This window comes from Serinibacter arcticus (genome assembly GCF_004786095.1).
GTDB lineage: Bacteria > Actinomycetota > Actinomycetes > Actinomycetales > Beutenbergiaceae > Litorihabitans > Litorihabitans arcticus.
Genome location: NZ_RHPJ01000002.1, coordinates 913,751 through 937,104 on the forward strand (window position 1 = coordinate 913,751; position 23,354 = coordinate 937,104).

The following is a 23,354-nucleotide window of genomic DNA, read 5'->3' on the forward strand; positions in this document are numbered from 1 at the left end:
TGCCTCGGTCAGGAGGTTGGTTCGCCACCGTACTGCATTCCGGAAGCGCCGCAGTCACGGCAACGTTCACATGCCTGCTTGACGGGCTCGCGAACGCGCACTAGATTCACCGAAAACCGTTTCTGCACTTTCGCGGACGGTCACCGGCGCAGTGCAGCGGCGGTGCTTCGATGATGAAGGCGGAGAACTATGACTCGGTCGCCCATGAAGGCGGTTCGTGGTGGAGCTGCGGTGCTGGCGTTGGGGCTCGTCCTCGCCGCGTGCTCGGGCGGGGATGACGGGACGGGCACGACCGGTGACGGTTCGGGTACCGGCGGGGACGCGGGGAGCGGCGAGGGCGTCGAGGGCGAGGGGGTCGACGACGGCACCGAGCTGACGATGTGGACCAGGGCGCCGCTCGAGCGCCAGGCGACGCTTCTCGTGGACGCGTACAACGAGTCGCACGAGAACCAGGTCAACCTCGAGATCGTGCCCAACGACGACATGGAGGGCAAGGTCGGCGCCGCCGCGCAGAACGGGGACCTCCCCGACCTGCTGGCCGGTGACGTCGTACGCCTGCCGTACTGGGTGGACAACGGTCTCTTCACCGACCTGACCGACCAGATCGAGGGTCTGGCGAACTTCGACGACATCGCGGTGGGTCACGTCGACGCGGGCACGACGCCCGACGGCGCGCGCCACACCCTCCCGTTCGTCACCGACGTCTCGGTGATGGTCTGGAACAAGGACCTCTACGAGCAGGCGGGGCTCGATCCCGAGCAGGGGCCGACGACGATGGCGGAGTTCCAGGAGCAGGCGGAGGCGGTGCAGGCGCTCGATCAGGACGGCGTCTCGGGCACGTACTTCGGCGGCAACTGCGGCGGCTGCCTGGTCTTCACCTGGTTCCCCTCGATCTGGGCGTCCGGTGACGAGGTCATCTCGGAGGACGGGCGCGAGTCGCTGCTGGGTGGCGAGTCGGCCACAGCGCTGTACGACGTCTACGCGGCGCTCGAGGAGGGCGGCGCCATCGGTGCCGGCTCCAACGAGGAGACCGGTGCCACGTGGACCGCACCCTTCTCCGAGGGCAAGGTCGGCGTGATGCAGTACCCCAACACCGCGGTCTACAGCGCGATCGAGGCGGGCATCGACGTCGGCGTCGCCGCGATCCCCGGCATGGACGGCGGCACCTCGACGTTCCTGGGCGGTGACGCGATCGGCGTCTCCAAGGACTCCGAGAACGTGGACGCGGCCTGGAACTTCCTGTCCTGGCTCGTGTCGGAGGACGCGCAGCTCGAGGTGGTCGCCAAGAACGGCGAGGTTCCCGCGCTCACCACGCTGCTGGACAACGAGTACGCGGCCGAGGACCCGATCGCGCTGACGATCAACTCCGTGGTGGAGAACGGCCGCACCCCGGTCGCCCCGTACTTCTCCGAGGCGTTCAACGCCTCCGGGAGCCCGTGGGTCTCGATGGTGCGCACCGCGACGTTCGACGGCGGTGACTCGGTCGAGGCGGACAACGAGCTCATCACCGAGGTGCTCGACCAGTAGGTCACCCGGCGCCGGCCGCCCCGACGGGCGGCCGGCGCCCCGGTTCCGTTCCCACACGTGGCAACCGCCGACGCGACCGCCCACTCCCACGCCCCCCGTTACCGCACCCAGTCGAGGACGACGATGACCATGACCGCGCCGGCCAGCGCTCCCGATCGGAGCCCGCTGACCCCACCCACCGCTGCCCCCGCGCGACGGCGTCGGCGGACCACCACCAGCCGGACCGGGTGGGCCTACGCCTCACCGACCGCGGCCCTGGTGCTCTCGCTGTTCGTCGTCCCGATCGGGATCGTGTTCTTCATGTCGGGGTCGGACTGGAGCCTCCTGGGGGGCAACCAGGGGACGAACTTCCCGGAGAACTTCACGCAGGTCCTGGCCCACCGGCAGTTCTGGCCGTCCGTGCGCTTCACGCTGCTCTACACCGTGATCGCCACGGTGCTCCTGATCGGCCTCGGCCTCGGGCTGGCGCTGATCGTGCAGGTCTCCAGCAGGTGGAGCGGGTTCCTGCGCACCGCGTTCCTGCTGCCGACGGCGCTCGGCCTGGCCAGCGCGTCCCTGCTCTTCTACGCGCTGTACTCCCCGCAGGTCGGCCCGGTCTCGCGGTGGTTGGAGCAGCTGGGGGTGACCGAGGGGGTCGTGAGCATCCTGGGGTCCCCGGCCGGCGCCCTGTGGGGCACGGTGTTCCTGGTCGTGTGGCGCTTCGCCGGGTTCTACATGCTGCTGCTCCTGGTGGGTCTGCAGAACATCCCCGGGGACGTCTACGAGGCCGCCAAGCTCGACGGCGCGAAGACCTGGCAGACGTTCCGCAGCATCACGCTGCCGCTGCTGCGGCCCTCGCTGGCCCTGTCCACGATCATGTGCGTGACGGGGTCCCTGCTGGCGTTCGACCAGTTCTACATCCTGACCAAGGGCGGTCCGGACTCCTCGACCATGACCGTGGTCCAGCTGATCTACAACCTGGCGTTCGAGTCCAAGCGGGACCTGGGGATGGCCGCGGCCCTCTCGGTGATCACGCTCCTCGCGCTCGTCGCCATCAACGTCTTCCAGCTGCGCGCGATGCGCGGCTCCTCGGAGAGCTAGCCATGAACGCACGCACCTCCCGTCTCGGGTTCCGCACGCCGTACTACGTCCTGACCGCCGGCCTGGCGATCGTGTTCCTCTACCCGCTGATCTGGACCACGGTCAGCTCGGTCTCCCCGCAGCCGGGTTCGGCGCAGGTCGAGGGGCTCGGCTTCAACAACTACGCCACGCTGGCGAGCTACCAGGCGGGACTGCCCCACTACCTGGGCAACTCCCTGGCGATCTCGCTGGTCGCCGTCGGGGTGACGCTGCTGGCGGCCACGTTCGGCGGCTACGCCTTCGCGCGGTTCTCCTTCCCCGGCAAGAACGCGCTCTTCCTGGTGACGCTGTCGATCCTGATGGTCCCGTACGCGACCCTGCTGATCCCCCTGACGATCTGGCTCAAGACGCTCGGCCTGAACAACACCCTGGTCGGCGTCGGCCTCGTGCTGGCGGTGTTCCAGCTGCCGTTCGCGACGTTCATGATGCGGATCTCCTTCGAGGGCGTGCCCAAGGAGATCGAGGAGGCCGCGCTGATGGACGGCTGCGGCTCGTTCGGGGCGCTGCGCCGGGTGCTGGTGCACGCGGTCAAGCCCGGCCTGATCACGATCGGGCTGTTCGCGTTCCTGGCGGCCTGGAACGACTTCATGGTCCCGCTCTTCCTCGTCGGTGGCGACAACCAGCCCCTGCCCCTGGCGCTGGTCAACATGCGCCAGCAGGTCATGGGCGTCATCGACTACGGCTCCACCCAGGCGGGTGTCGTCGTCCTCACCATCCCGTGCGTCCTGCTGTTCCTGCTCCTGCAGCGGCACTACGTCAACGGGTTCATGTCCGGCGCTCTGAAGGGTTGATCCCATGGCCACCGAGACGGGCACCTCGCCCGCCCCCACCACGCACCAGCCCGACGGCGCCGAGGACGGCCTGCTCGTCGCGGCCACCCGCCGTGGCACCCAGACCCCCGTCGCGCCCACGCGCGGCGCGCTGCGCCCGCTGGGCACCGACGAGGTCCGCCTGACCGGCGGCTTCTGGGCCGAGCGGCAGCGGATCAACGCCGTCGGGATCATCCCCCACGCCGACGCCTGGGAGGAGCGCGTGGGCTGGATCGACAACTTCCGCGCCGCCGTCGACGGCGACATCCTCACCACCCGGACCGGGCGGGAGTTCGCCGACTCCGACGTCTACAAGCTCCTCGAGGCGATGGCCTGGGAGCACGGCCGCACCGGCCAGGCCTCCCTCGACGCCCGCATCCGCGAGGTCGCCGCCCTGATCGGCCGCGTGCAGGAGGAGGACGGCTACCTCCACACGCTCTACGGGCGCGAGGGCCAGGCCCCGCGCTACTCCGACCTGGAGTGGGGCCACGAGCTCTACTGCTACGGCCACCTGATCCAGGCCGCCGTCGCGCGCCTCCGCACCGGGGTCCACGACGAGCTGGTCGACATCGCCCTGCGCGCCGCCGACCACGTCTGCCACGAGTTCGGCCAGGACGGCAGGGACGCGGTCTGCGGCCACCCCGAGATCGAGCCCGCGCTGGTGGAGCTCTACCGGGCCACGGGGGAGCGGCGCTACCTCGACCAGGCGCGGCTGTTCGTCCAGCGCCGCGGCCACCGCACCCTGAAGGACATCGAGTTCTCCCGCTCCTACTTCCAGGACGACGTCCCGGTCCGCGAGGCCGACGTCATGGTCGGGCACGCCGTCCGCGCGCTCTACCTGGCCTCGGGGGCGATCGACGTCGCCGTCGAGGATGCCGACCGCGACTTCCTCGCCCACCTCACCGCCCAGTTCTCCCGGACGCTCGCGCGCCGGACCTACATCACCGGCGGCATGGGCTCCCACCACCAGGACGAGGCGTTCGGCGACGACTACGAGCTCCCCCCGGATCGTGCCTACGCCGAGACGTGCGCCGGCATCGGCTCGGTCATGGTCGCGTGGCGTCTCGCGCTCGCGACGGGTGACCTCTCCTGGGGCGACGTCGTGGAGCGCGCGCTGTTCAACGTGGTCGCGGCCTCGCCCTCGCCCGAGGGCACCGCGTTCTTCTACACCAACCCCCTGCACAAGCGCGTGCCGGGCGCCGAGGCCGACCCCGACGTCGTCAGCCCCCGCGCGTTCGCGCAGCTGCGCGCGCCCTGGTTCGAGGTCTCCTGCTGCCCGACCAACGTCGCACGCACCTTCGCCCAGCTCGGCTCCTACGTCGCCACCGCGACCGACGACGGCATCCAGCTCCACCAGCTCGCCTCGGCCACCATCGAGACCGTCCTGGAGACCGGGGCCGTGACGCTGGAGGTCGCCACCAGCTACCCCGACTCCGGCGAGGTGACCATCACGGTCGTGCGCGCCCCGGCGGGGGAGACGGAGATCGCCGTGCGCGTCCCGCGCTGGGCGCACGGTGCGGCCGTGCTCGACGGCGAGCGGGTCGACGGCGACGTCGCACGCGTGCGCCGCACGTTCGCCGACGGCGACGTCGTGGTGCTCGAGGTGCCGCTCGTGCCCAGGGTCAGCCGTCCCGACCCCCGCATCGACGCGGTGCGCGGGTGCGTGGCGATCGAGCGCGGACCGCTGGTGATGTGCGCCGAGTCGATCGACCTCGACGGCGACGACGTCGCCGGTCTCACCGTCGACCCCACCTCCGTGCGCGAGGACGCGGGCACCGTGCGCCTCACGGGCACGGTGGCGCGGCCCGCTCCCGAACCGACGGCCGGGCGGGTGTGGCCCTACGGCTCCGCCGCCGACCGCGGCGGCGACGCGGGCGACGTGCGCACCGTCGCCGTCGACCTCACGCCGTACCACGCCTGGGCCCAGCGCGGCCCCTCCACCATGCGCGTCTGGCTCCCTGCCGACGTCGACCAGGCACCGCACCGGGAGGAGGTCGCCCCGCACCACGCCTGACCCCGCCCCTGCCGGGTCGTGACGCGACCCGATCCGGCCCGTGCGGGCACCGCCCGGTACGAGCGCGCCCCGTGCGGGCGCCGCTCACCACCGGCGAGCACGAGCACCAGGACCCAGCTCCCTCGTACGTCCTCACGTCCGACCACGACGGTCGGAACGCCCACCCGAGAAGGGATTGCGCCGATGACGACGCAACCAGTTCCCCCCGGCAGCACCCCGGACGAGCGCCGCACGGCGCCCGTGCGGTTCCGCTCGACACCCGCACCGACCCGCTCCCGCCCGCGCACCGGCTGGCGCACCGCGACCGTCGCGCTCGCCGCGGCGGCCACCGGTCTCACCGGCGCCGTCGTGGCGGCCCCGGCCGTCGCGGCGCCCAACTCCGACGTCGGCTACCCCGTGTTCTCGGGGTCGGCGACCCCGGTCCCCGACGAGGGCACCGGGTACGACACCCGCAACCAGCTCCAGGCGATCTTCGACGCCGACGTCGCGGCGGGCGCCGGCAGCTCCGTCGACTCCGACTTCTGGATCGACGAGATGCTGGCCCGCACCGGCAACACGCCGGGCGGCGGCAACGGCGACGCCAACCAGTGGCTCTTCAGCCGCGGCAAGGCCGTGTTCATGAAGACGCACCAGCCCGGCGTGATCGGCTTCGGCGGCGAGGTCGCCTACTGGGAGACCATCGCCGGCGGCCAGGGTGCCTTCCAGGTCACCGCCCAGGTCGACGGCGCCGACGTCGTCTTCACCGAGGTGCCGGCCGAGCGCAAGCAGACCCCGAGCTACTGGCGCGCGGTCTTCACCAACGCCCAGACCGGTCTGCGGATCGTGGAGACCAAGTTCATCACCGGCGAGGACGTCGCCACGGCACGCCTGGACGTCTCCTCGACCACCGGCCAGGCCCGCACCGTGGTCCTGACGGCCGCCTCCTCCTTCGCCACGCAGGGCGAGGCCGGAGCGGACGAGCTGACCGGCGCCGTCGTGGCGAACAACAACCTCACGACGATCTTCCCGCGGCTCTCGGGCGACGGGTTCACCGTGGCCGACGGCTCGCTGACGACCACGCTGGCCGTGCCCGCCACCGGCGCGGCGACCACCAAGGTGCAGATCGGGTTCGCCACGAACGAGCGCCCGGAGACGCTCGCGCAGTACGAGGAGGTCAGGGCGGCGACGCCGGCGGCCGCGTACACGACGCACGTCACCGACTACAACCGGTGGTGGGCCGACAACGTGCCCTACCTGGACACGCCCGAGGACAACATCGACAAGACGCTCTTCTACCGCTGGTGGCTGATGCGCTTCAACTACCTCGACGCCAACATCCCGGGCAACGACTACCAGTTCCCCACCTCGATGGAGGGCGTGCTGGGCTACAACAACGCGATCGTGCTCACCACGGGCATGTTCATCGACGACCTGAAGTACTTCCGCGACCCGGTCTACTCCTACGGACCGTGGGTCGCGGCCGGCGAGACCTCGAAGAGCTACAAGTACGTCGACAACCCCGGCGACCCCGCCAACTGGTCCAACAGCTACACGCAGTACATCTCCGAGGCGGCCTGGCGCTCCTACCAGCTGCACGGCGGGCCCACCGCGATCGCGGAGAACCTGGCCGAGTACGCCGAGGACGACGTCAAGGGTCTGCAGGACGCCTACGACGCCGACGGCAACGGCCTGATCGAGTACAACTGGGGCGCCATGACGGGCAACGACGCCGACGCGGTGTCGTTCCACTGGCGGCCCGGCAACATGGACCGCACCGAGAACGCCTACCTCTACTCCAACGCCCGGGCGTCGGCGGAGGCCTACCGGGTGGCGGGCAACACGGCCAAGGCCGACGAGATGGACGCGTTCGCGCAGAGCATCAAGGACGCCGTGCTGGAGTACCTCTGGGAGCCGGAGCGCACCACGCCGGACGAGGTCGGTCTCATGGGCAACATGCTCAAGCACCGCCACGTCGCCACGGACGCGCTGGTCCCGTGGAAGGAGAGCAACAACTACTACCCCTTCACGGTCGGCCTCATGCCGAAGCCGGGCGAGGCCGACTACGACCAGCCCTACGTCGAGGCCCTGCGCCTGTGGGCGGACGACGAGCAGTACCCGATCTTCCCGTTCTTCACGGCCAACCAGGCCGACCAGGCCGCGTATGGCGGGCCGGGGTCGAACAACTTCTCGATCATCAACTCCACGGTCACGTTCCGGATGCTCTCGAGCGTGCTGCGCGACTACCCCAACGAGTACGTGGACGCCGAGTGGTACAAGAAGCTCCTGTACTGGAACGCGTGGTCGCACTACCAGAACAACGGTGACAACCGGTTCCCGGACCAGAACGAGTTCTGGTCCAACGGCAGCCACGACCCGCAGAACATCGGCTACCGCTCCTGGATCCACCACACGATCCTCGGCACCACGAACTTCACGATGATCGAGGACGCGATGGGTCTGCGTCCGCGGTCGGACGCGAAGATCGAGCTCGACCCGATCGACGTCGACTGGGACCACTTCACGGTCAACAACGTGCGCTACCGCGACCGCGACCTCACGGTCACGTGGGACGCGCCCGGCGGTGAGCGCCACTACGGCGACGACGTCCCCGAGGGCTACTCCGTCTTCCTCGACGGCGAGCTCGCGTTCACCGTCGACGGTCTGGGCAAGGTCGTCTACGACCCGGCCACCGGCACGGTGGAGACCGAGGACGGCATCGCGCTCGTCGGTACCGCCGCCACGACGACCCTCGACGCGCCGCAGGACGTCACGTTCGACGCCGACGCCCGGGTCGTGGACGTCATGGCCAAGGCCGGCGCCGACGTCGACCCGGCCAGCGCCGGTTCGGCGAACGTCGCGCAGGGCAAGGCGGCCGCGGCCACCTTCTCCGCCGCGACCCGCGACCCCGCGGGCGCCGTCGACGGCACGACGATCAACGAGCCGTTCTGGGGCACCGCCGGTTCCCCGAACGCGAGCGACTCGCTCACGATCGACCTGGGTGGCGCGACCACCGTCGACGACGTGCGCGTGTACTTCTACCGCTCCTCCTCCACGGCGACGGTCCAGGGCTACGCGGCCCCGTCCCAGTTCCTCGTGGAGTACGACGACGGCTCGGGCTTCAAGCCCGTCCCCGACTCCTCCCGGGCCCCCGTCTACCCGCAGGGCAACCTCAACCACGTCCGGTTCTCCCCGGTCGAGGCCACGCAGCTGCGCGTCACCGTGCAGCACGCGCCCGGCTTCCGCACCGGCATCAAGGAGGTCCAGGCGTTCGACACGGGCGTCCCGGCACCCGCCTCGTCCAACCAGGCGCCGCTCGCCGACGCGTGGCTCGACTCCGCCTACAACCAGGCCGGGTCCGCCCGTCTGGTCGGCACGGCCAAGGACGACGGCCTGCCCGGTACCGGGGTCACCTCCGCGTGGAGCGTCGTGGACGCCCCCGACGGCGGCAGCGTCGTGTTCGACGCGGCGACGGCCCCCACGACCGTCGCCCGCTTCACCGAGCCGGGCCGGTACACGCTGCGCCTGACGGTGAGCGACGGCGAGCTGACCTCGGTCAAGGACCTCGTCGTACAGGGCACCACGCAGGCCGAGGGCTCAATCAACGTCGCCTCGACGGCGACCGCGTCGGCGGAGTACACCGCGGGCTGGAACGCCGTGGCCGCCGTGAACGACGGCAAGCCGCCCTTCTTCACGGGTGGCGCCGGCACCGAGCTGTGGGGCACCTGGTCGGGCTCGCGCCCGGCCACCCGCTGGCTGCAGTACGACTTCCCCGCCGCGGTCCGCGTCTCCTCCAGCTCGATCGACTTCTGGAGCGACGTCACCGCGGGCGGCGACGGTGTGGCCGTGCCCGAGTCCTGGAAGATCCAGTACTGGGACGCGGCGGGCGCGGGGTCGTGGAAGGACGTCACGGGGGCCTCGGCCTACCCGACGCAGCGCGGCGCGACCAACACGGTCACGTTCGACGGCGTCACCACCACGAAGCTGCGGGCGACGCTGAACGCGCTGCCCAACGCGGCCCGCACCAGCTTCTCCGCCGTCGGGGTCTCGGAGTGGCGCGTCTTCGCCGCCCCGGCCTCCGCCGTCGAGGACGTCGACGTCCGCACCGAGGTCGGCGTCGTCCCGACGCTGCCGGCCACCGTGGCGGTCACCTACGCCGACGGTTCGACGGCGCAGGCGTCGGTGGCCTGGGGAGCGATCGAGCCCTCCCAGGTCGCGGCGATCGGCGACTTCACGGTCTCCGGCTTCGTCGCCGGGACCACGCTGACGACCACGGCCCACGTGTGGGTCCGCGGCACGGACGCGGTCCAGATCAACACGGTCGACCCGGTGGACGTGCGCACGACGGCGGGGGTCGCCCCCGCGCTGCCTCCCACGGTCACGGTCCAGTACAACGACGGGTCGCGCTCCAGCGGCATCGCCGTCACCTGGGCCCAGGTCGACCCGGCCAGCTACGCCGAGCCGGGCACGTTCGAGGTCAGCGGCACCGTCGCCGGCACCGACAAGCTCGCCGTGGCCACGGTCGTGGTGGGCGACGGCGGCACGGGCGGCGAGGACACCGTCGCACCGCTCGTGGCGATCACGCCCGACCCCGCTCCCACCAGCGGCTGGGCCGACGACGACGTGACGGTCACCGTGACCGCCACGGACGCCGTCGACGACGCCCCGGCGATCGAGGTCGCCGTCGGCGACGCCGACCTGGCCGCCTACACGGGCCCGGTGACCATCACGAACGAGGGTCAGCACGAGGTGCGGGCCCGCGCCACGGACGAGGCGGGCAACGTCTCCGACGTCGCCTCGCTGACGGTCTCCATCGACCGCACGGTCCCGACCGTGACGGCCACGCCCGACACCGAGCGGCGCACCGTGACCGTGACGGGTCAGGACGCGCTGTCCGGCATCGCCGCGGTGCAGTACCGGCTCGAGGTCGCGGGTCAGCCGGTCCCGACCGACTGGACGACGTACGCCGCTCCGGTCGCCGTCGGTTCGGCGGCCACCACGGTGCACGCCCGCGCGCTCGACCGGGCCGGCAACGTCTCGGCGGAGCAGGCGGTCGCGTTCGAGGCCGGCACGGCCTCCAGCAACATCGCGCTCCAGGCCGTCGCCACGGCGTCGGTCACCGCGGGATGGGTGACGCCGAGCAACCTCAACGACGGCGTGGCCCCCACCGGTCCGGTCGGTCCGAACTCGGACGTCTGGACCACGTGGCCCGAGGTCGGGGAGCAGTGGATCCGCTACGACTGGACCGTCCCGGTGACGGTCGACCGGACGCGCCTCTGGTTCACCTCCGACCTCGACGCCACCGGCGCCGGCGTCGCCCCGCCCGCCTCCTGGACCCTGCAGTACTGGGTCGCGGGTGAGGAGGAGGGCACGGGCGAGTGGCGCGACGTCACCGACGCCTCGGCCTACGGCACGTCGGCCACCGACTGGAACACCGTGACGTTCGCCCCGGTCACGACCACCGCGCTGCGGGCGGTCATGCAGGCCAGCGGCACGGAGTCGGGCAAGGGTGCGCACGGCGTGCAGGAGTGGGAGGTCTACGACGTCGTCGCGACGCCGGAGCCCGAGGCGCCGGAGTTCACCGACGTCCCCGCCGGCACGCAGTTCGAGGAGGAGATCCGCTGGCTGGCGACGGCGGGGATCTCGACGGGGTGGGAGCTGCCGGACGGTTCGCGGGAGTTCCGTCCGGTGACGCCGATCGCGCGTGATGCGATGGCGGCCTTCCTCTACCGGATGGCCGGTTCGCCGGACTTCACGGCGCCCACCACCTCGCCGTTCTCGGACGTGGACGTGAGCAACCAGTTCTACAAGGAGATCGCGTGGCTGGCGGAGAAGAAGATCTCCACCGGCTGGGTCCAGGCCGACGGGACCGCCCAGTTCCGTCCGCTGGAGCCGATCGCGCGTGACGCGATGGCGGCGTTCCTGCACCGCGCCGCTGGTTCACCCGCGGTGGCGCTGCCGGCCACCTCGCCGTTCGACGACATCACTCCGAGCACGCAGTTCTACGCGGAGATCTCCTGGATGTACTCCGAGGAGATCACCACGGGGTGGCAGGGCAACGACGGGACGCGGATCTACCGCCCCCTCAGCCCGGTCAACCGGGACGCGATGGCCGCGTTCCTCTACCGGTACCACCACAACCTCGGCTGACCCCGAGGAGACCGACGGCCGTGCCGGCCCGGTGCCCACCAGCACCGGGCCGGCACGCCCGGCCCCACCCAGCTCCACACCCACCCGGCCCCACCCCTCGTGCTCCACCCTGCCGATCGTCAAGGGAGACGACTCGCATGCCCACACCACACCTCCGACGTCCGGTGACGCTGCTCGCCGTCGCCGCCCTGATCGGCAGCACGGTGGCCGCGGCCGCCCCGGCGTCGGCCGCACCGGCCGACCCGCCGCCGTCGACCACGTTCGTCTCGCAGACCAACCCGATCCTGGGTGACGGCTCCTACTACTCCGCCGACCCCGCACCCCTCGTGGTGCCGGCCGGCGCGCCCGGCAACACCACGGGCTCCGACCAGCTCGTCATCTACACGGGACACGACGAGGCCGGACCGACGACGAACGACTTCATCATGAACGAGTGGGGCTCGTTCACCACGACCGACGTCGACGCGGGGGAGTGGACCCACCATCCCTCGCTGATGAGGCCGGAGGACGTGTTCGCCTGGGCGACGCCCGGCCGCGCCTACGCGGGCCAGGTCGTCATCGGCACGGACGACCGCTACTACTGGTACGTCCCCGTGCACGAGCGCGACTCGACGGCGAGCGACAAGTTCGGCATCGGCGTCGCCGTCGCGGACTCCCCGACGGGGCCCTGGACCGACCACGTCGGCGGCCCGATCATCTCCCAGACGCTCCCGACGCCGAACACCATCCACAACATCGACCCGACGATCCTGCTCGAGGGTGAGGGCGAGGACACCCGCGTCCACATCTACTGGGGCAGCTTCTCCAACCTGCGCGTGCTCGAGCTCGACCAGGACATGAAGACCCCGGTGGGCGAGGTCGCCACGGTGTCCGGACTGACCGGGTTCTTCGAGGCGGCGTGGGCGTTCGAGCGCAACGGCACCTACTACCTGGCCTACGCGGGCAACAACGCCGGTCCGACGTCGCAGTGCACGCCCGCGAACTACCACGCGTGCATCGCCTACGGCACGGCACCCTCGCCGACCGGGCCGTGGACCTACCGGGGGACGATCCTCGCGCCCGTGTCCTCCACCACGAGCCACCCCGGCATCGTGGAGCTCGACGGCGAGTGGTGGATGGCCTACCACACGGCCGACGCCGAGGGCGGGAACCACTTCCGCCGCTCGGTCGCGATCGACCGCGTGGTCTGGGACGACACGCAGACCCCCGCGCGCATGCTCCGGGTGGAGACGACGCCTGCTGCCACGAAGGACCTCACGCCGCGTGCCAACGTCGCGCAGGAGGCGACCGTGACGGTCTCCAACGAGCCCGTCCCCGTGCAGTACTGGGTGAAGGCGCTCAACGACGAGCTCGTGCGTCCCAACCCGCTGCCGCCGGACATGTGGGGCACGTGGACGGGCGACAACCCGCCGCAGCAGTGGATCCAGTACACGTGGGACCGCCCGGTGCGGATCTCGGGGTCGGAGATCGACTTCTGGAGCGATGCACCTCGCGGTTCGGGTGTCGGCGTGGCCGCCCCGGACAGCTGGACGATCCAGTACTTCGCGGACGGCACGTGGCAGGACGTGCCAGGGCCGAGCGGCTACGGCATCGAGACGAACGGCTACCAGGGCACGACGTTCGACGCCGTGACCACCACCCAGGTGCGCGCGGTGCTCAACGCCTCGACCAACGGCAGCACCTACTCGGGTGTCGCGGTGGAGGAGTGGAAGGTCCTCGCCGAGCAGGCGACCACGGTCACCGCGCCCGACCTCGTGGTCGAGGTCGGCGAGCAGGAGCTGCCGGGCTCGGTGCTCGTGACCTACCCCGGCGGCGTCGAGCTCCCGGGCACCGCGTTCTGGGACGCCGTCACGGCCGAGCAGGTGGCGGCGCCGGGCACGTTCGAGGTCTCCGGCAGCGTGCTCGGCTGGGCGGGCGGTCGCGTCACCGCGACCGTCACGGTCATCGACCCGGGCGACACCGCCGGCGACACGACCGACCCCGAGGTCGCGCTCACGCCGCTCGGCAGCGCCGGGAGCGCCGGCTGGTTCCGCTCCGACGTGCGCGTGCGCGTGGACGGCACCGACGACCGCGGTGGCCGGCTCACGCTGAGCACGGCGGTCGACGGCGGGGCCCCCGTCGTCGTCACCGACGCCCGCACCACCGAGGTGGGCGTCACCGGCGACGGCGAGCACGCGGTCACCGCGACGGCGACCGACCGCGCGGGCAACGTCTCGCCCGTGGCCTCGCTCGAGGTCGCGATCGACCGCACCAACCCCGTCTCGACGGCGACGCTCGACACCGCGGCCCGCTCGGTCACCGTCACGGCGGCCGACGCCACGAGCGGCCTGGACCGCATCGAGGTGCGGCTGGGCACAGGGGCGTGGTCGACCGCGACCGGTCCGGTCGCGGCACCCGACTCCGGCCAGCACGTCGTCGGCTTCCGCGCCGTCGACCGCGCGGGCAACGTCGAGCAGGCGCGCACGCTGACGATCCCCGCGGACATCAGCGGCCCGCTGACCGGCAACATCGGCCCGCTCGCCACGGCGACCGCGTCCTACACGGCCGGGTGGAACTCCCTCCCCGCGGTGCAGGACGACGTCGTCCCCGCCTCGCCGTCCCAGGGTCAGCTCTGGGGCACCTGGTCCGGCACCCGCCCCGCCAGCCAGTGGGTGGCGTACCAGTGGCCGCGACCCATCCGGATCACGAGCGCGGAGACGCAGTTCTGGAACGACGCGCCCGCCGGCAGCGGCGACGGCGTGGCCGCCCCCAGCGCCTGGGTGCTGCAGACCTGGGACGAGGCGACGTCGGCCTGGGTCGACGTGCCCGGGGCCTCGGCGTACGGCACCAGCACCACGGCGCTGAACCCGGTGACGTTCACCCCGATCACCACCGACCGGGTGCGGGCGCTCGTCAGCGCGAGCACGAACGGATCGACGTTCGCGGCCGTGGCGGCCTCGGAGCTCCGCGTGTTCGCGGACGACCCCGGCACCGGTCCGGTCGACCCGGGCGAGGACACCGTCGCGCCCGTCGTGACGCTGGCGGCGGCCCCCGCCCCGGCGTCCGGCTGGGCCGCGGGCGACGTGGTCGTCACCGCGAGCGCCACCGACGACTCGGGCGTCACCCCGACGATCGAGGTCGCGGTCGGCGACGGCGCGTTCACCGCCGTCACCGGGCCGGTCACGCTCACCGACGAGGGCAGCCGCGACGTGCGGGCCAGGGCTCGCGACGCGGCCGGCAACGTCTCGCAGGTGGCCACGGTCCGGGTCGGCATCGACCGCACCGTGCCCACGGTGGCCGCCGTCGTCGACACCGCCTCACGCACGGTGACCGCCACGGGCGCCGACTCCCTGTCGGGCGTCGCGTCGGTGGAGCACCGGGTCCAGGTCGACGGCGGAGCGCTGCCGTCGACGTGGACGCCGGTCACCGCGCCGGTGACGGTCGGGGCGGACGCCGCCACCGTGCACGTCCGGGCGACCGACCGCGCGGGCAACGTGTCCGCGGCGCAGTCGGTGCGGGTGCCGGCGGCGACGCCGGAGCCCGAGACGCCGGTCTTCGGCGACGTGCCAGCGGGCTCGCAGTTCGAGACCGAGATCTCGTGGCTGGCCTCGGCGGGGATCTCGACGGGGTGGGAGCTGCCGGACGGTTCGCGGGAGTTCCGTCCGGTGACGCCGATCGCGCGGGATGCGATGGCGGCTTTCCTCTACCGGCTGGCCGGTTCGCCTGACTTCCGGGCGCCGGAGGTGTCCCCATTCACGGATGTGGACGTGAGCAACCAGTTCTACGAGGAGATCACCTGGCTGGCGGAGAAGAAGATCTCCACCGGGTGGGTGCAGCCGGACGGGACGGCGCAGTTCCGGCCGTACGAGCCGATCGCGCGCGATGCGATGGCGGCGTTCCTGCACCGCGCCGCGGGTTCACCCGCGGTGGCGCTGCCGGCCACCTCGCCGTTCGACGACATCACGCCGAGCACGCAGTTCTACGCCGAGATCACCTGGATGCACTCCGAGGAGATCTCCACCGGGTGGGAGGGCAACGACGGCTCCCGCATCTACCAGCCGCTGAGCCCGGTCAACCGCGACGCGATGGCCGCCTTCCTGCACCGCTTCCACCACAACCTCGACTGAAGGAACGGACATGCCCCGCACCCGCAACGACGCGACTCCTGTGCTCCCCACCAAACCCGGACCCGACAGCTGGCTCCCGGCCGTCAGCCGGAGATCGATCCTCCAGCTCGGCGCCGCCGGTGCCGCAGCAGCCGGTCTGCTCTCGATGGGCGGCCCCGGCGCCGTCGCGGCCCCGCCGGTGGTGGCACGCGCCGGCACCGTCCTGGACCGCCGCGCCGTCGCGGCCCTCGACCACACCGTCATCGGTCCCGGGTGGCGCGCCCAGCCGTTCCGCATGGCCGACGTCCGCATCGGCGACGGAGTCTTCAGCCGCGCCGCCGACCAGAACCTCGAGCTCGCCCGCGCCTACCCCGTCGACCGCGTGCTCGCCGTCTTCCGGCGCAACGCCGGCCTCGACACGAAGGGCGCCAGCGCGCCCGGCGGCTGGGAGGGCTTCGGCCACCCCAACGAGCAGGCCTGGGGGCCCACGGACTACCCGGGTCGGGCGAACGTCCAGACCGAGAACCTCCTGCGCGGCCACTACGCCGGGCACTTCCTCTCGATGGTCGCGCTCGCGTTCGCCAGCACCGGCGAGAGTGCGCTGAAGGACAAGGCGGACGCGATCGTCGCGGGGCTCGGCGAGGTGCAGCAGACGCTCGCCGCGACCGGGCGCTACTCCCACCCCGGCTTCCTCGCCGCCTACGGCGAGTGGCAGTTCAGCCAGCTCGAGAGGTACGCCCCCTACGGCGAGATCTGGGCGCCGTACTACACGGCCCACAAGATCTTCGCCGGCCTGCTGGACGCCTATCAGCTGTGCGGCAACGAGCAGGCGCTGACGATCGCCTCCTCGATGGGGCGGTGGGTGCACGCGCGCCTGTCCGTGCTGCCGAACGAGCAGCGCCAGCGGATGTGGGGCATCTACATCGCCGGCGAGTACGGCGGGATGAACGAGGTGCTCGCCGAGCTCGCCGCCATCACGGGCGACGAGCAGTTCCTGGCGACGGCGAAGCTGTTCGACCTCGACACCCTGGTGACCGCCAGCGCCGACGGCGTCGACATCCTCGACGGCAAGCACGCCAACCAGCACATCCCGCAGTTCCCGGGGTACGCGAAGGTGTTCGACCACACCGGTGAGACCCGCTACCTCGACGCCGTCCGCAACTTCTGGGGCATGGTCGTGCCGGGGCGGACCTACGCCCACGGTGGCAACGGCGAGGGCGAGCTGTGGGGACCGGCGAACACCGTGGCCGGTGACATCGGCGCCCGCAACGCCGAGACCTGCGCCAGCTACAACATGCTCAAGACCTCGCGCCTGCTGTTCTTCCACACGCTGGATGCGCGGTACATGGACTACTACGAGCGCGCGGTCCTCAACCACGTGCTGGGCTCGCGGAAGAACGTCAGCAGCACGACCTCGCCCGAGGTCGCCTACATGTTCCAGGTGCAGCCGGGCGGCCGACGCGAGTACGGCAACACCGGCACGTGCTGCGGCGGGACCGGTCTCGAGAACCACGTCAAGTACAACGACTCGATCTACTTCCGCTCGCCCGCCGCCGCGAGCCGGCGCGAGCTCTGGGTCAACCTCTACCTCCCCTCCACGCTGGAGTGGGAGGACGCCGGGCTGACGCTCGTGCAGGAGACCGACTACCCGCGCCAGCAGGGCACGCGGCTGCGCGTGAGCGGCGGCGGCGCCCTCGACCTCCACCTGCGGGTGCCGGGGTGGGTGCGCCGCGGCTTCACGGTCAAGGTCAACGGTCAGGTGCAGCAGCTCGACGCGCGGCCCGCGACCTACGTGACGGTGAGCCGGACGTGGAGCACGGGCGACGTAGTCGACGTCGAGATGCCGTTCTCGCTGCGGGCCGTGCCGACCGTCGACGACCCGGGGCTGCAGAGCCTGGAGTGGGGACCGACGGTCCTGCTCGTGCGCGGCACCGCGGCGCGGACGCCCGAGGTGGGGCTGTACGGCAGCGCCGCGCTCGACGGGTCGCTCGACCGCGCGATCACCCCGACCGGCGGCGGCTACTTCACGCTCGGCGGCCAGACCCTCGAACCCGCCTGGTCGGGGGACGACACGCAGTACTCCATGTACATCCGTCGGACGGAGCCCCGCATCGTGTTCGCAGGAACGGACTCGGGGGCCAAGAACCCCGCCCGACCGGACGGCACCACGTTCCTCGACGCCCTGTGGGGCGACGGCGGCTTCGCGTCGCGCACGGACTTCCTCGCGGGGGTGCGGCGCACCGTCGACGCGTTCTCCGCCGAGGGACTCCTCAGCCGGCGCGACGCCCAGCGCACGCTGCTGGCCGCCGGGAAGGCGCGGTTCGCATGAGCGCCCGCCGCACGCTCGCCCTGACCGCCGCGCTCACCGTGGGACTCGGCGCGGCCGCCGTCGTGCCCACCGTGGCGGCGCCCGACGGCGGGAGGGGCGCCGCGCCCGCCGTCGCCGTCGAGGCCGCCAGAGATGCCGAGGAGGCCGCGAACGTCGCGCCGCTCGCGCAGCCCACGGCCTCGTTCACGTCGCCGTGGCACGTCATCGACACCGTCAACGACGGTGAGATCCAGCCCACCGGGCCCTTCGACGCCGCGTGGGCGACGTGGGACGGCAGCCGTCCCGCGAGCCAGTGGCTCGAGTACACGTGGGAGGTGCCGGTCACGCTCGAGCGCTCGGAGATGTCGTTCTGGTCCGACGGCACCGAGGCGAACGGCGACAACGTCCGAGTCCCGAGCTCCTGGACGATCCAGGCCTGGGACGAGGCGGCCGGGGCGTGGGCCGACCTCACCGGGGCGAGCGGGTTCGGCCTCGAGCGCACGACGCCGAACGTCACGACCTTCGAGCCCGTCACCACCACCAAGGTCCGCGCGACGCTGCAGGCGCTGCCCGGCACGGCCACCCCGGTGACCTACTCCGCCGTCGGCGTGACCGAGTGGGCGCTGTGGGGCACGGGCGGTGCGGTCGTCGTCGAGCCGGAGGATCCCGACGCGCCGCTCGAGGTGGAGGCCGTCCACGTGCCCACCGCGGTGGGCGTGCTGCCCCAGCTGCCCGACGTCGTCGGGGTGACCTGGGTCGACGGCGGCCTGGAGGACCGGGCGGTGGCGTGGGAGAGCGTCGCGCTCGCCGACGTCGAGGCGGCCGGCTCGTTCACGGTCACCGGCGACGTCGAGGGCGTCGCGACCGACGCCGAGGCGACGGTCTGGGTGCGGGACGGCGAGCCGGGGGCCCTCACGTCGCTCGACCCGGTCAGCGTCGTGACGCTCGTGGGGGTCGCGCCCGCGCTGCCGTCGCGCGTGACGGCCGAGTACGCCGACGGCAGCCGCGACAGCCGGATCGGCGTCACGTGGGAGACCCCGGACGCGGCCGACTACGCCGCCGAGGGCGAGCTCGTGCTCGAGGGCGACGCCGAGGGCACCGACCTGGTGGCCGAGGCGCTCGTGTGGGTCCTGGCGGCCGACGACGGCGAGGACACCATCGCGCCGACCGTCACCCTGACGACCGCACCGAACCCCGGCCCCGCCGGCTGGTACCAGGAGGACGTCACCGTCACCCTGGTCGTCACCGACAACCGCGACGACGACCTGGCGGGGGAGATCAGGGTCGGCGACGGCGCGTACGCCGCCTACGACGGGCCGGTCACGATCGACGCCGACGGCGTCACGACGGTGTCCGCCAGAGCCGCGGACGCCGCCGGCAACACCCGCGAGACCACGCGCGAGCTGCGCGTGGACGCGACGGCGCCCGTCACGACGGCGAGCGTCGTCACCCTCGGCGCGAGCGTCGAGGTGACGCTCACGGCCCAGGACGCGACCTCCGGCGTCGACCGCATCCAGTGGGAGGGGCCCGGAACGTTCTGGGGCACCTACCAGGAGCCGTTCACGCGCGCTCTGACGGAGGAGGTGCAGGTCATCGAGTTCGCGGCCACCGACGCGGCGGGCAACGCCGAGGACCGCGTGCGCCTCGAGCTGCCCGCGCTCGCCGAGCCCGAGGTGCCGGGCTTCGTGGACGTGCCGGAGGGGTCGCTGTTCTTCGAGGAGATCGCGTGGCTGGCGACGGCGGGGATCTCGACGGGATGGGAGCTGCCGGACGGTTCGCGGGAGTTCCGTCCGGTGACGCCGATCGCGCGGGATGCGATGGCGGCGTTCCTCTACCGCGAGGCGGGGTCGCCGGCGTTCGAGGCGCCGAAGGTCTCACCGTTCTCGGACGTGGACGTGAGCAACCAGTTCTACGAGGAGATCGCCTGGCTGGCGGAGGAGGGCATCTCCACCGGGTGGGTGCAGGCCGACGGCACGGCGCAGTTCCGGCCGTACGAGCCGATCGCGCGTGACGCGATGGCGGCGTTCCTGCACCGCGCCGCGGGTTCGCCCGCGGTGGCGCTGCCGGCCGCGTCGCCGTTCGACGACGTGACTCCGGCGACGCAGTTCTACGCCGAGATCACCTGGATGCACGCCGGCGGGATCTCCACCGGGTGGGAGGGCAACGACGGCTCCCGGATCTACCAGCCGCTGAGCCCGGTCAACCGCGACGCGATGGCCGCCTTCCTGTACCGCTTCCACCACCACGACCTCGGCTAGCCCCGAGGAACCCCTGTCTGCGGCTTCCACCCGGTTCGCGTCCGGGTGGAGGCCGCAGGCTCTGCTCCCTGTCGCGCAGATCCATCCCACTCCCACCCCTCCGACGACGACGAGGTCGCCCGTGTCCCGCACCGCCGCCCGATCCGCGCTCGCCCTCGCCGTCGTGACGGCCCTCCTCGGCCCGGCGGCCGCGGCGGCGCCGCCACCCGCCGCCGACCGGTCGGCCGCCGCGCCCCTCCCGTCGCAGGACTGCCGGCTCGACCGGGTGCCCGACGATCTCGCCGAGGGCTTCCCCGTCCACGGCCAGGCGCTCCCCGCCACCGGAACCCTGCGCGCGACGCTGCTGCTGGTCGACTTCCCCGACGCCACGGCCGGAACCGCCTCGGCGTCGGAGGCCGAGGAGAACCTGCGCAGCGGCATCGACTACCTCGAGCAGGTCTCGCGGGGCCGCCTGGACGTCGAGGTCACGACCACGCCGTCGTGGATCCGGATGCCGCACCCGTCCACCGACTACCCCTTCGACCGGGGGCTGACCTACGACGACCACGTCCGCTACGTGCGCGACGCCGTGGAGGCCGCCGACGCGACCGTCGACTTCTCGGGCACCGACGTCGTGTGGGTGTCGGCGACGCGGGCGGCCCCGGCGATCTCGTTCTCCCCGACGACCAACCACCTCGACGTCAAGGCCGACGGCCGACGGCTCACCCACGCCGTCACGTTCGGGCACGACCAGTGGGGCTGGGGCGGCCTGGTGCTGGCGCACGAGACCGGGCACACGCTCGGCCTGCCCGACCTGTACCTGTTCGACGGGCCGGACGCGCACGCGGCCGTGGGGGAGTGGGACCTCATGGGCCTCATCTCCGGCGAGGCGCCCGAGCTCCTCGCGTGGCACCGCTGGATGCTCGGATGGATCGACGACGACGAGGTCGTCTGCGCCGCGCCGGGCTCCGGCCGGGGACCGACGGCCGACCTCGCACCGCTCGCGGACCTGACGGCGGGCGACGACGCGGCCCTCGTGCTGCGGCTGTCGGACACGCGGGCGATCGTCGTGGAGAACCGGCAGGCGCTGGGGTGGGACAGCGCTCTCGCGCGACCCGGCGCGCTCGTGACCAGCGTCGACGTCGCCGAGCGGACCGGCCGCGGGCCGATCAGGGTGGTGGACGCGACGCCCGGCAGCTCGGGCGGCCTGCGCGACGCCACCTTCGCGCCGGGAACGACCTGGACCGAGCCCACGACCGGCACCGTGCTGACCTTTGCCGAGGGTCCCGCCGGGCCCGCCGGGTCGGGTGGCGCGATCCGCGTGACGGTGGGGGAGGTGGAGCCGGAGCCGGAGCCGGAGGTGCCCGCGTTCGTCGACGTCGCCCCGGGGTCCGCCTACGCCGCGGAGATCGGGTGGCTGGCGCGGGCGGGGATCTCGACGGGCTGGACGCTGCCGGACGGGTCGCGCGAGTTCCGACCGGTGACCCCGATCGCGCGCAACGCGATGGCCGCGTTCCTCCACCGGCTCGCGGGGCGGCCGGCCTTCACGCCGCCGACGACGTCGCCGTTCACCGACGTCGCGACGACCGACCCGTTCTACGCCGAGATCGCCTGGCTCGCGCGGCAGCGGATCTCCACGGGCTGGGTGCAGCCCGACGGCTCGGCGCAGTTCCGGCCGCACGAACCGATCGCGCGCGACGCGATGGCAGCGTTCCTGCACCGGTCGGCGGGCTCACCGGCGATCGTGCCGCCCGCGGCGGCGCCGTTCGGCGACGTCGCACCGGGGGCGCAGTTCTCCGCCGAGATCGCCTGGCTGCACGACGTCGGGATCGCCACCGGGTGGGACGACGGCGGTGACCTGCCGTCGTTCCGGCCGCTGAGCCCGGTCAACCGGGATGCGATGGCCGCGTTCCTGCACCGCTTCCACCACGGCGGTTAACCTGACGTTCGACCGCGGGACGAGCCGCGGCCGGGGCAGAGGGACGAACCAGTGGCGAACATCGGTGACGTGGCGCGGGCGGCGGGGGTGTCGCGGGCGACGGTCTCCTACCTGCTCTCCGGCAAGAAGCGCCTCACGCCCGAGACCACGCAGCGGATCGAGGCCGCGATCGCCGAGCTCGGCTTCTCGGTCAACTCGGGTGCGCGCGCCCTCGCGACGGCGCGCACCATGACCCTCGGCATCGTCGTCCAGTTCCACCAGGCGGAGTTCGAGCCGGCGCTGGCCACCTACCTCGTCGCGATCACCGACGCTGCTCGCGAGGCCGGGTACAGCGTCCTGCTGCTCACGGACGCGGACGGTCCGGTCGCCGTGCGCCGGGCGGTCTCGAGCCGGCAGGTCGACGGCCTGGTGCTCCTGAACGTGCTGGAGGACGACCCCCGGTTCGCCGCGCTCACCGACTCACCCGTGCCGGCGGTGCTCATCGGGATGCCGTCGGACACGCGAGGCATCGACGCGGTCGACCTCGACTTCGAGACGTCAGCGACCGTGCTCGTGGACCACCTGCACGAGCACGGCCACACCGTCGTGCGCTTCGTGACCTGGCCGAGCGCGATCTACGACGCCGGCCACACGTTCGCGCTGCGCTTCCGCCGTGCGGCGCACACGCGGGCCGCGGAGCTCGGCGTCACCCTGCTGGACAGCCCGTGCCGCGACGAGCCCGGACTCATCCGCGAGGACCTGACGCGCTACCTGCAGCAGGCCGACGAGGCGACGGCGCTCCTGGTCCACAACGACGGCGCCGTCGCGATGCTCCCCAGCGTGCTGCACGACACCGGGCTGCAGGTGCCGCAGGACCTGTCGGTCGTGAGCCTGCACTCCGCGCAGCTGGCGTCGTTCTTCGCCCTGCCGTTCACCGCGGTGGAGTCGCAGGCCCGCGCCGCGGCCGACCTCGCCGTCGACGTGCTGCTGGACCGCCTGCGGGGCAGCGGTCCCGACGGCGTCCGCCACGTGCAGCTGCCGCCCGTGCTCGTGGACCAGGGCAGCGTCGCGACCCGCTGACCGCCGCCGTCGCCCCGCGCCGACACCGTCTCCCCTTGACTCTCCGGTCGGACGCTCCTAGTCTGCGGTGAACCGGTTCACCGCCGGTCACCACCAGCACACCCGTCGCGGCGCGAGCACGCCGGAGCGGG

The 23,354-nt window shown here is 72.5% G+C and carries 10 protein-coding genes; all 10 read left to right on the plus strand.

From position 1 onward, the window contains the following. Nucleotides 1-231 precede the first annotated feature (231 nt). The 10 genes from SERN_RS08800 to SERN_RS08845 all read left to right on the plus strand — a co-directional run bounded on the left by SERN_RS08800 (nucleotide 232) and on the right by SERN_RS08845 (nucleotide 23,223). A complete protein-coding gene (locus SERN_RS08800) occupies nucleotides 232-1,527 on the plus strand; it encodes an ABC transporter substrate-binding protein (RefSeq protein ID WP_233251562.1) in 1,296 nt (431 codons plus the stop codon). Nucleotides 1,528-1,656: 129 nt separating this feature from the next. Further along, complete coding sequence (locus SERN_RS08805; protein ID WP_233251563.1) at nucleotides 1,657-2,607, plus strand: carbohydrate ABC transporter permease; 951 nt, start codon at nucleotides 1,657-1,659, stop codon at nucleotides 2,605-2,607. A 2-nt stretch (nucleotides 2,608-2,609) separates the two neighbouring features. Further along, the gene (locus tag SERN_RS08810; RefSeq protein WP_135849702.1) at nucleotides 2,610-3,437 is read left to right on the plus strand and encodes a carbohydrate ABC transporter permease; all 828 of its coding nucleotides are present in this window, start codon (nucleotides 2,610-2,612) and stop codon (nucleotides 3,435-3,437) included. A gap of 4 nt (nucleotides 3,438-3,441) precedes the next feature. After that, a complete protein-coding gene (locus tag SERN_RS08815) occupies nucleotides 3,442-5,469 on the plus strand; it encodes a glycoside hydrolase family 127 protein (RefSeq protein ID WP_135849703.1) in 2,028 nt (675 codons plus the stop codon). 183 nt (nucleotides 5,470-5,652) lie between these two features. Next, complete coding sequence (locus SERN_RS08820; protein WP_135849704.1) at nucleotides 5,653-11,595, plus strand: OmpL47-type beta-barrel domain-containing protein; 5,943 nt, start codon at nucleotides 5,653-5,655, stop codon at nucleotides 11,593-11,595. Between the two features lie 137 nt (nucleotides 11,596-11,732). Then, nucleotides 11,733-15,701 carry an OmpL47-type beta-barrel domain-containing protein gene (locus SERN_RS08825; protein ID WP_233251564.1) on the plus strand — a complete coding sequence of 1,323 codons (3,969 nt, stop codon included), beginning with the start codon at nucleotides 11,733-11,735 and terminating at the stop codon, nucleotides 15,699-15,701. A 10-nt stretch (nucleotides 15,702-15,711) separates the two neighbouring features. After that, entirely contained in the window at nucleotides 15,712-18,009 is a 2,298-nt protein-coding gene (locus SERN_RS08830) for a glycoside hydrolase family 127 protein (RefSeq protein WP_135849705.1), read from the plus strand. Continuing rightward, nucleotides 18,006-20,246 carry an Ig-like domain-containing protein gene (locus SERN_RS08835; RefSeq protein WP_135849706.1) on the plus strand — a complete coding sequence of 747 codons (2,241 nt, stop codon included), beginning with the start codon at nucleotides 18,006-18,008 and terminating at the stop codon, nucleotides 20,244-20,246. The genes SERN_RS08830 and SERN_RS08835 overlap by 4 nt, the downstream gene beginning before the upstream one ends. A 121-nt stretch (nucleotides 20,247-20,367) precedes the next feature. Beyond that, a complete protein-coding gene (locus SERN_RS08840) occupies nucleotides 20,368-22,164 on the plus strand; it encodes a M6 family metalloprotease domain-containing protein (RefSeq protein WP_135849707.1) in 1,797 nt (598 codons plus the stop codon). Nucleotides 22,165-22,215: 51 nt separating this feature from the next. Further along, the gene (locus SERN_RS08845) at nucleotides 22,216-23,223 is read left to right on the plus strand and encodes a LacI family DNA-binding transcriptional regulator (RefSeq protein WP_135849708.1); all 1,008 of its coding nucleotides are present in this window, start codon (nucleotides 22,216-22,218) and stop codon (nucleotides 23,221-23,223) included. Nucleotides 23,224-23,354: the final 131 nt, after the last annotated feature.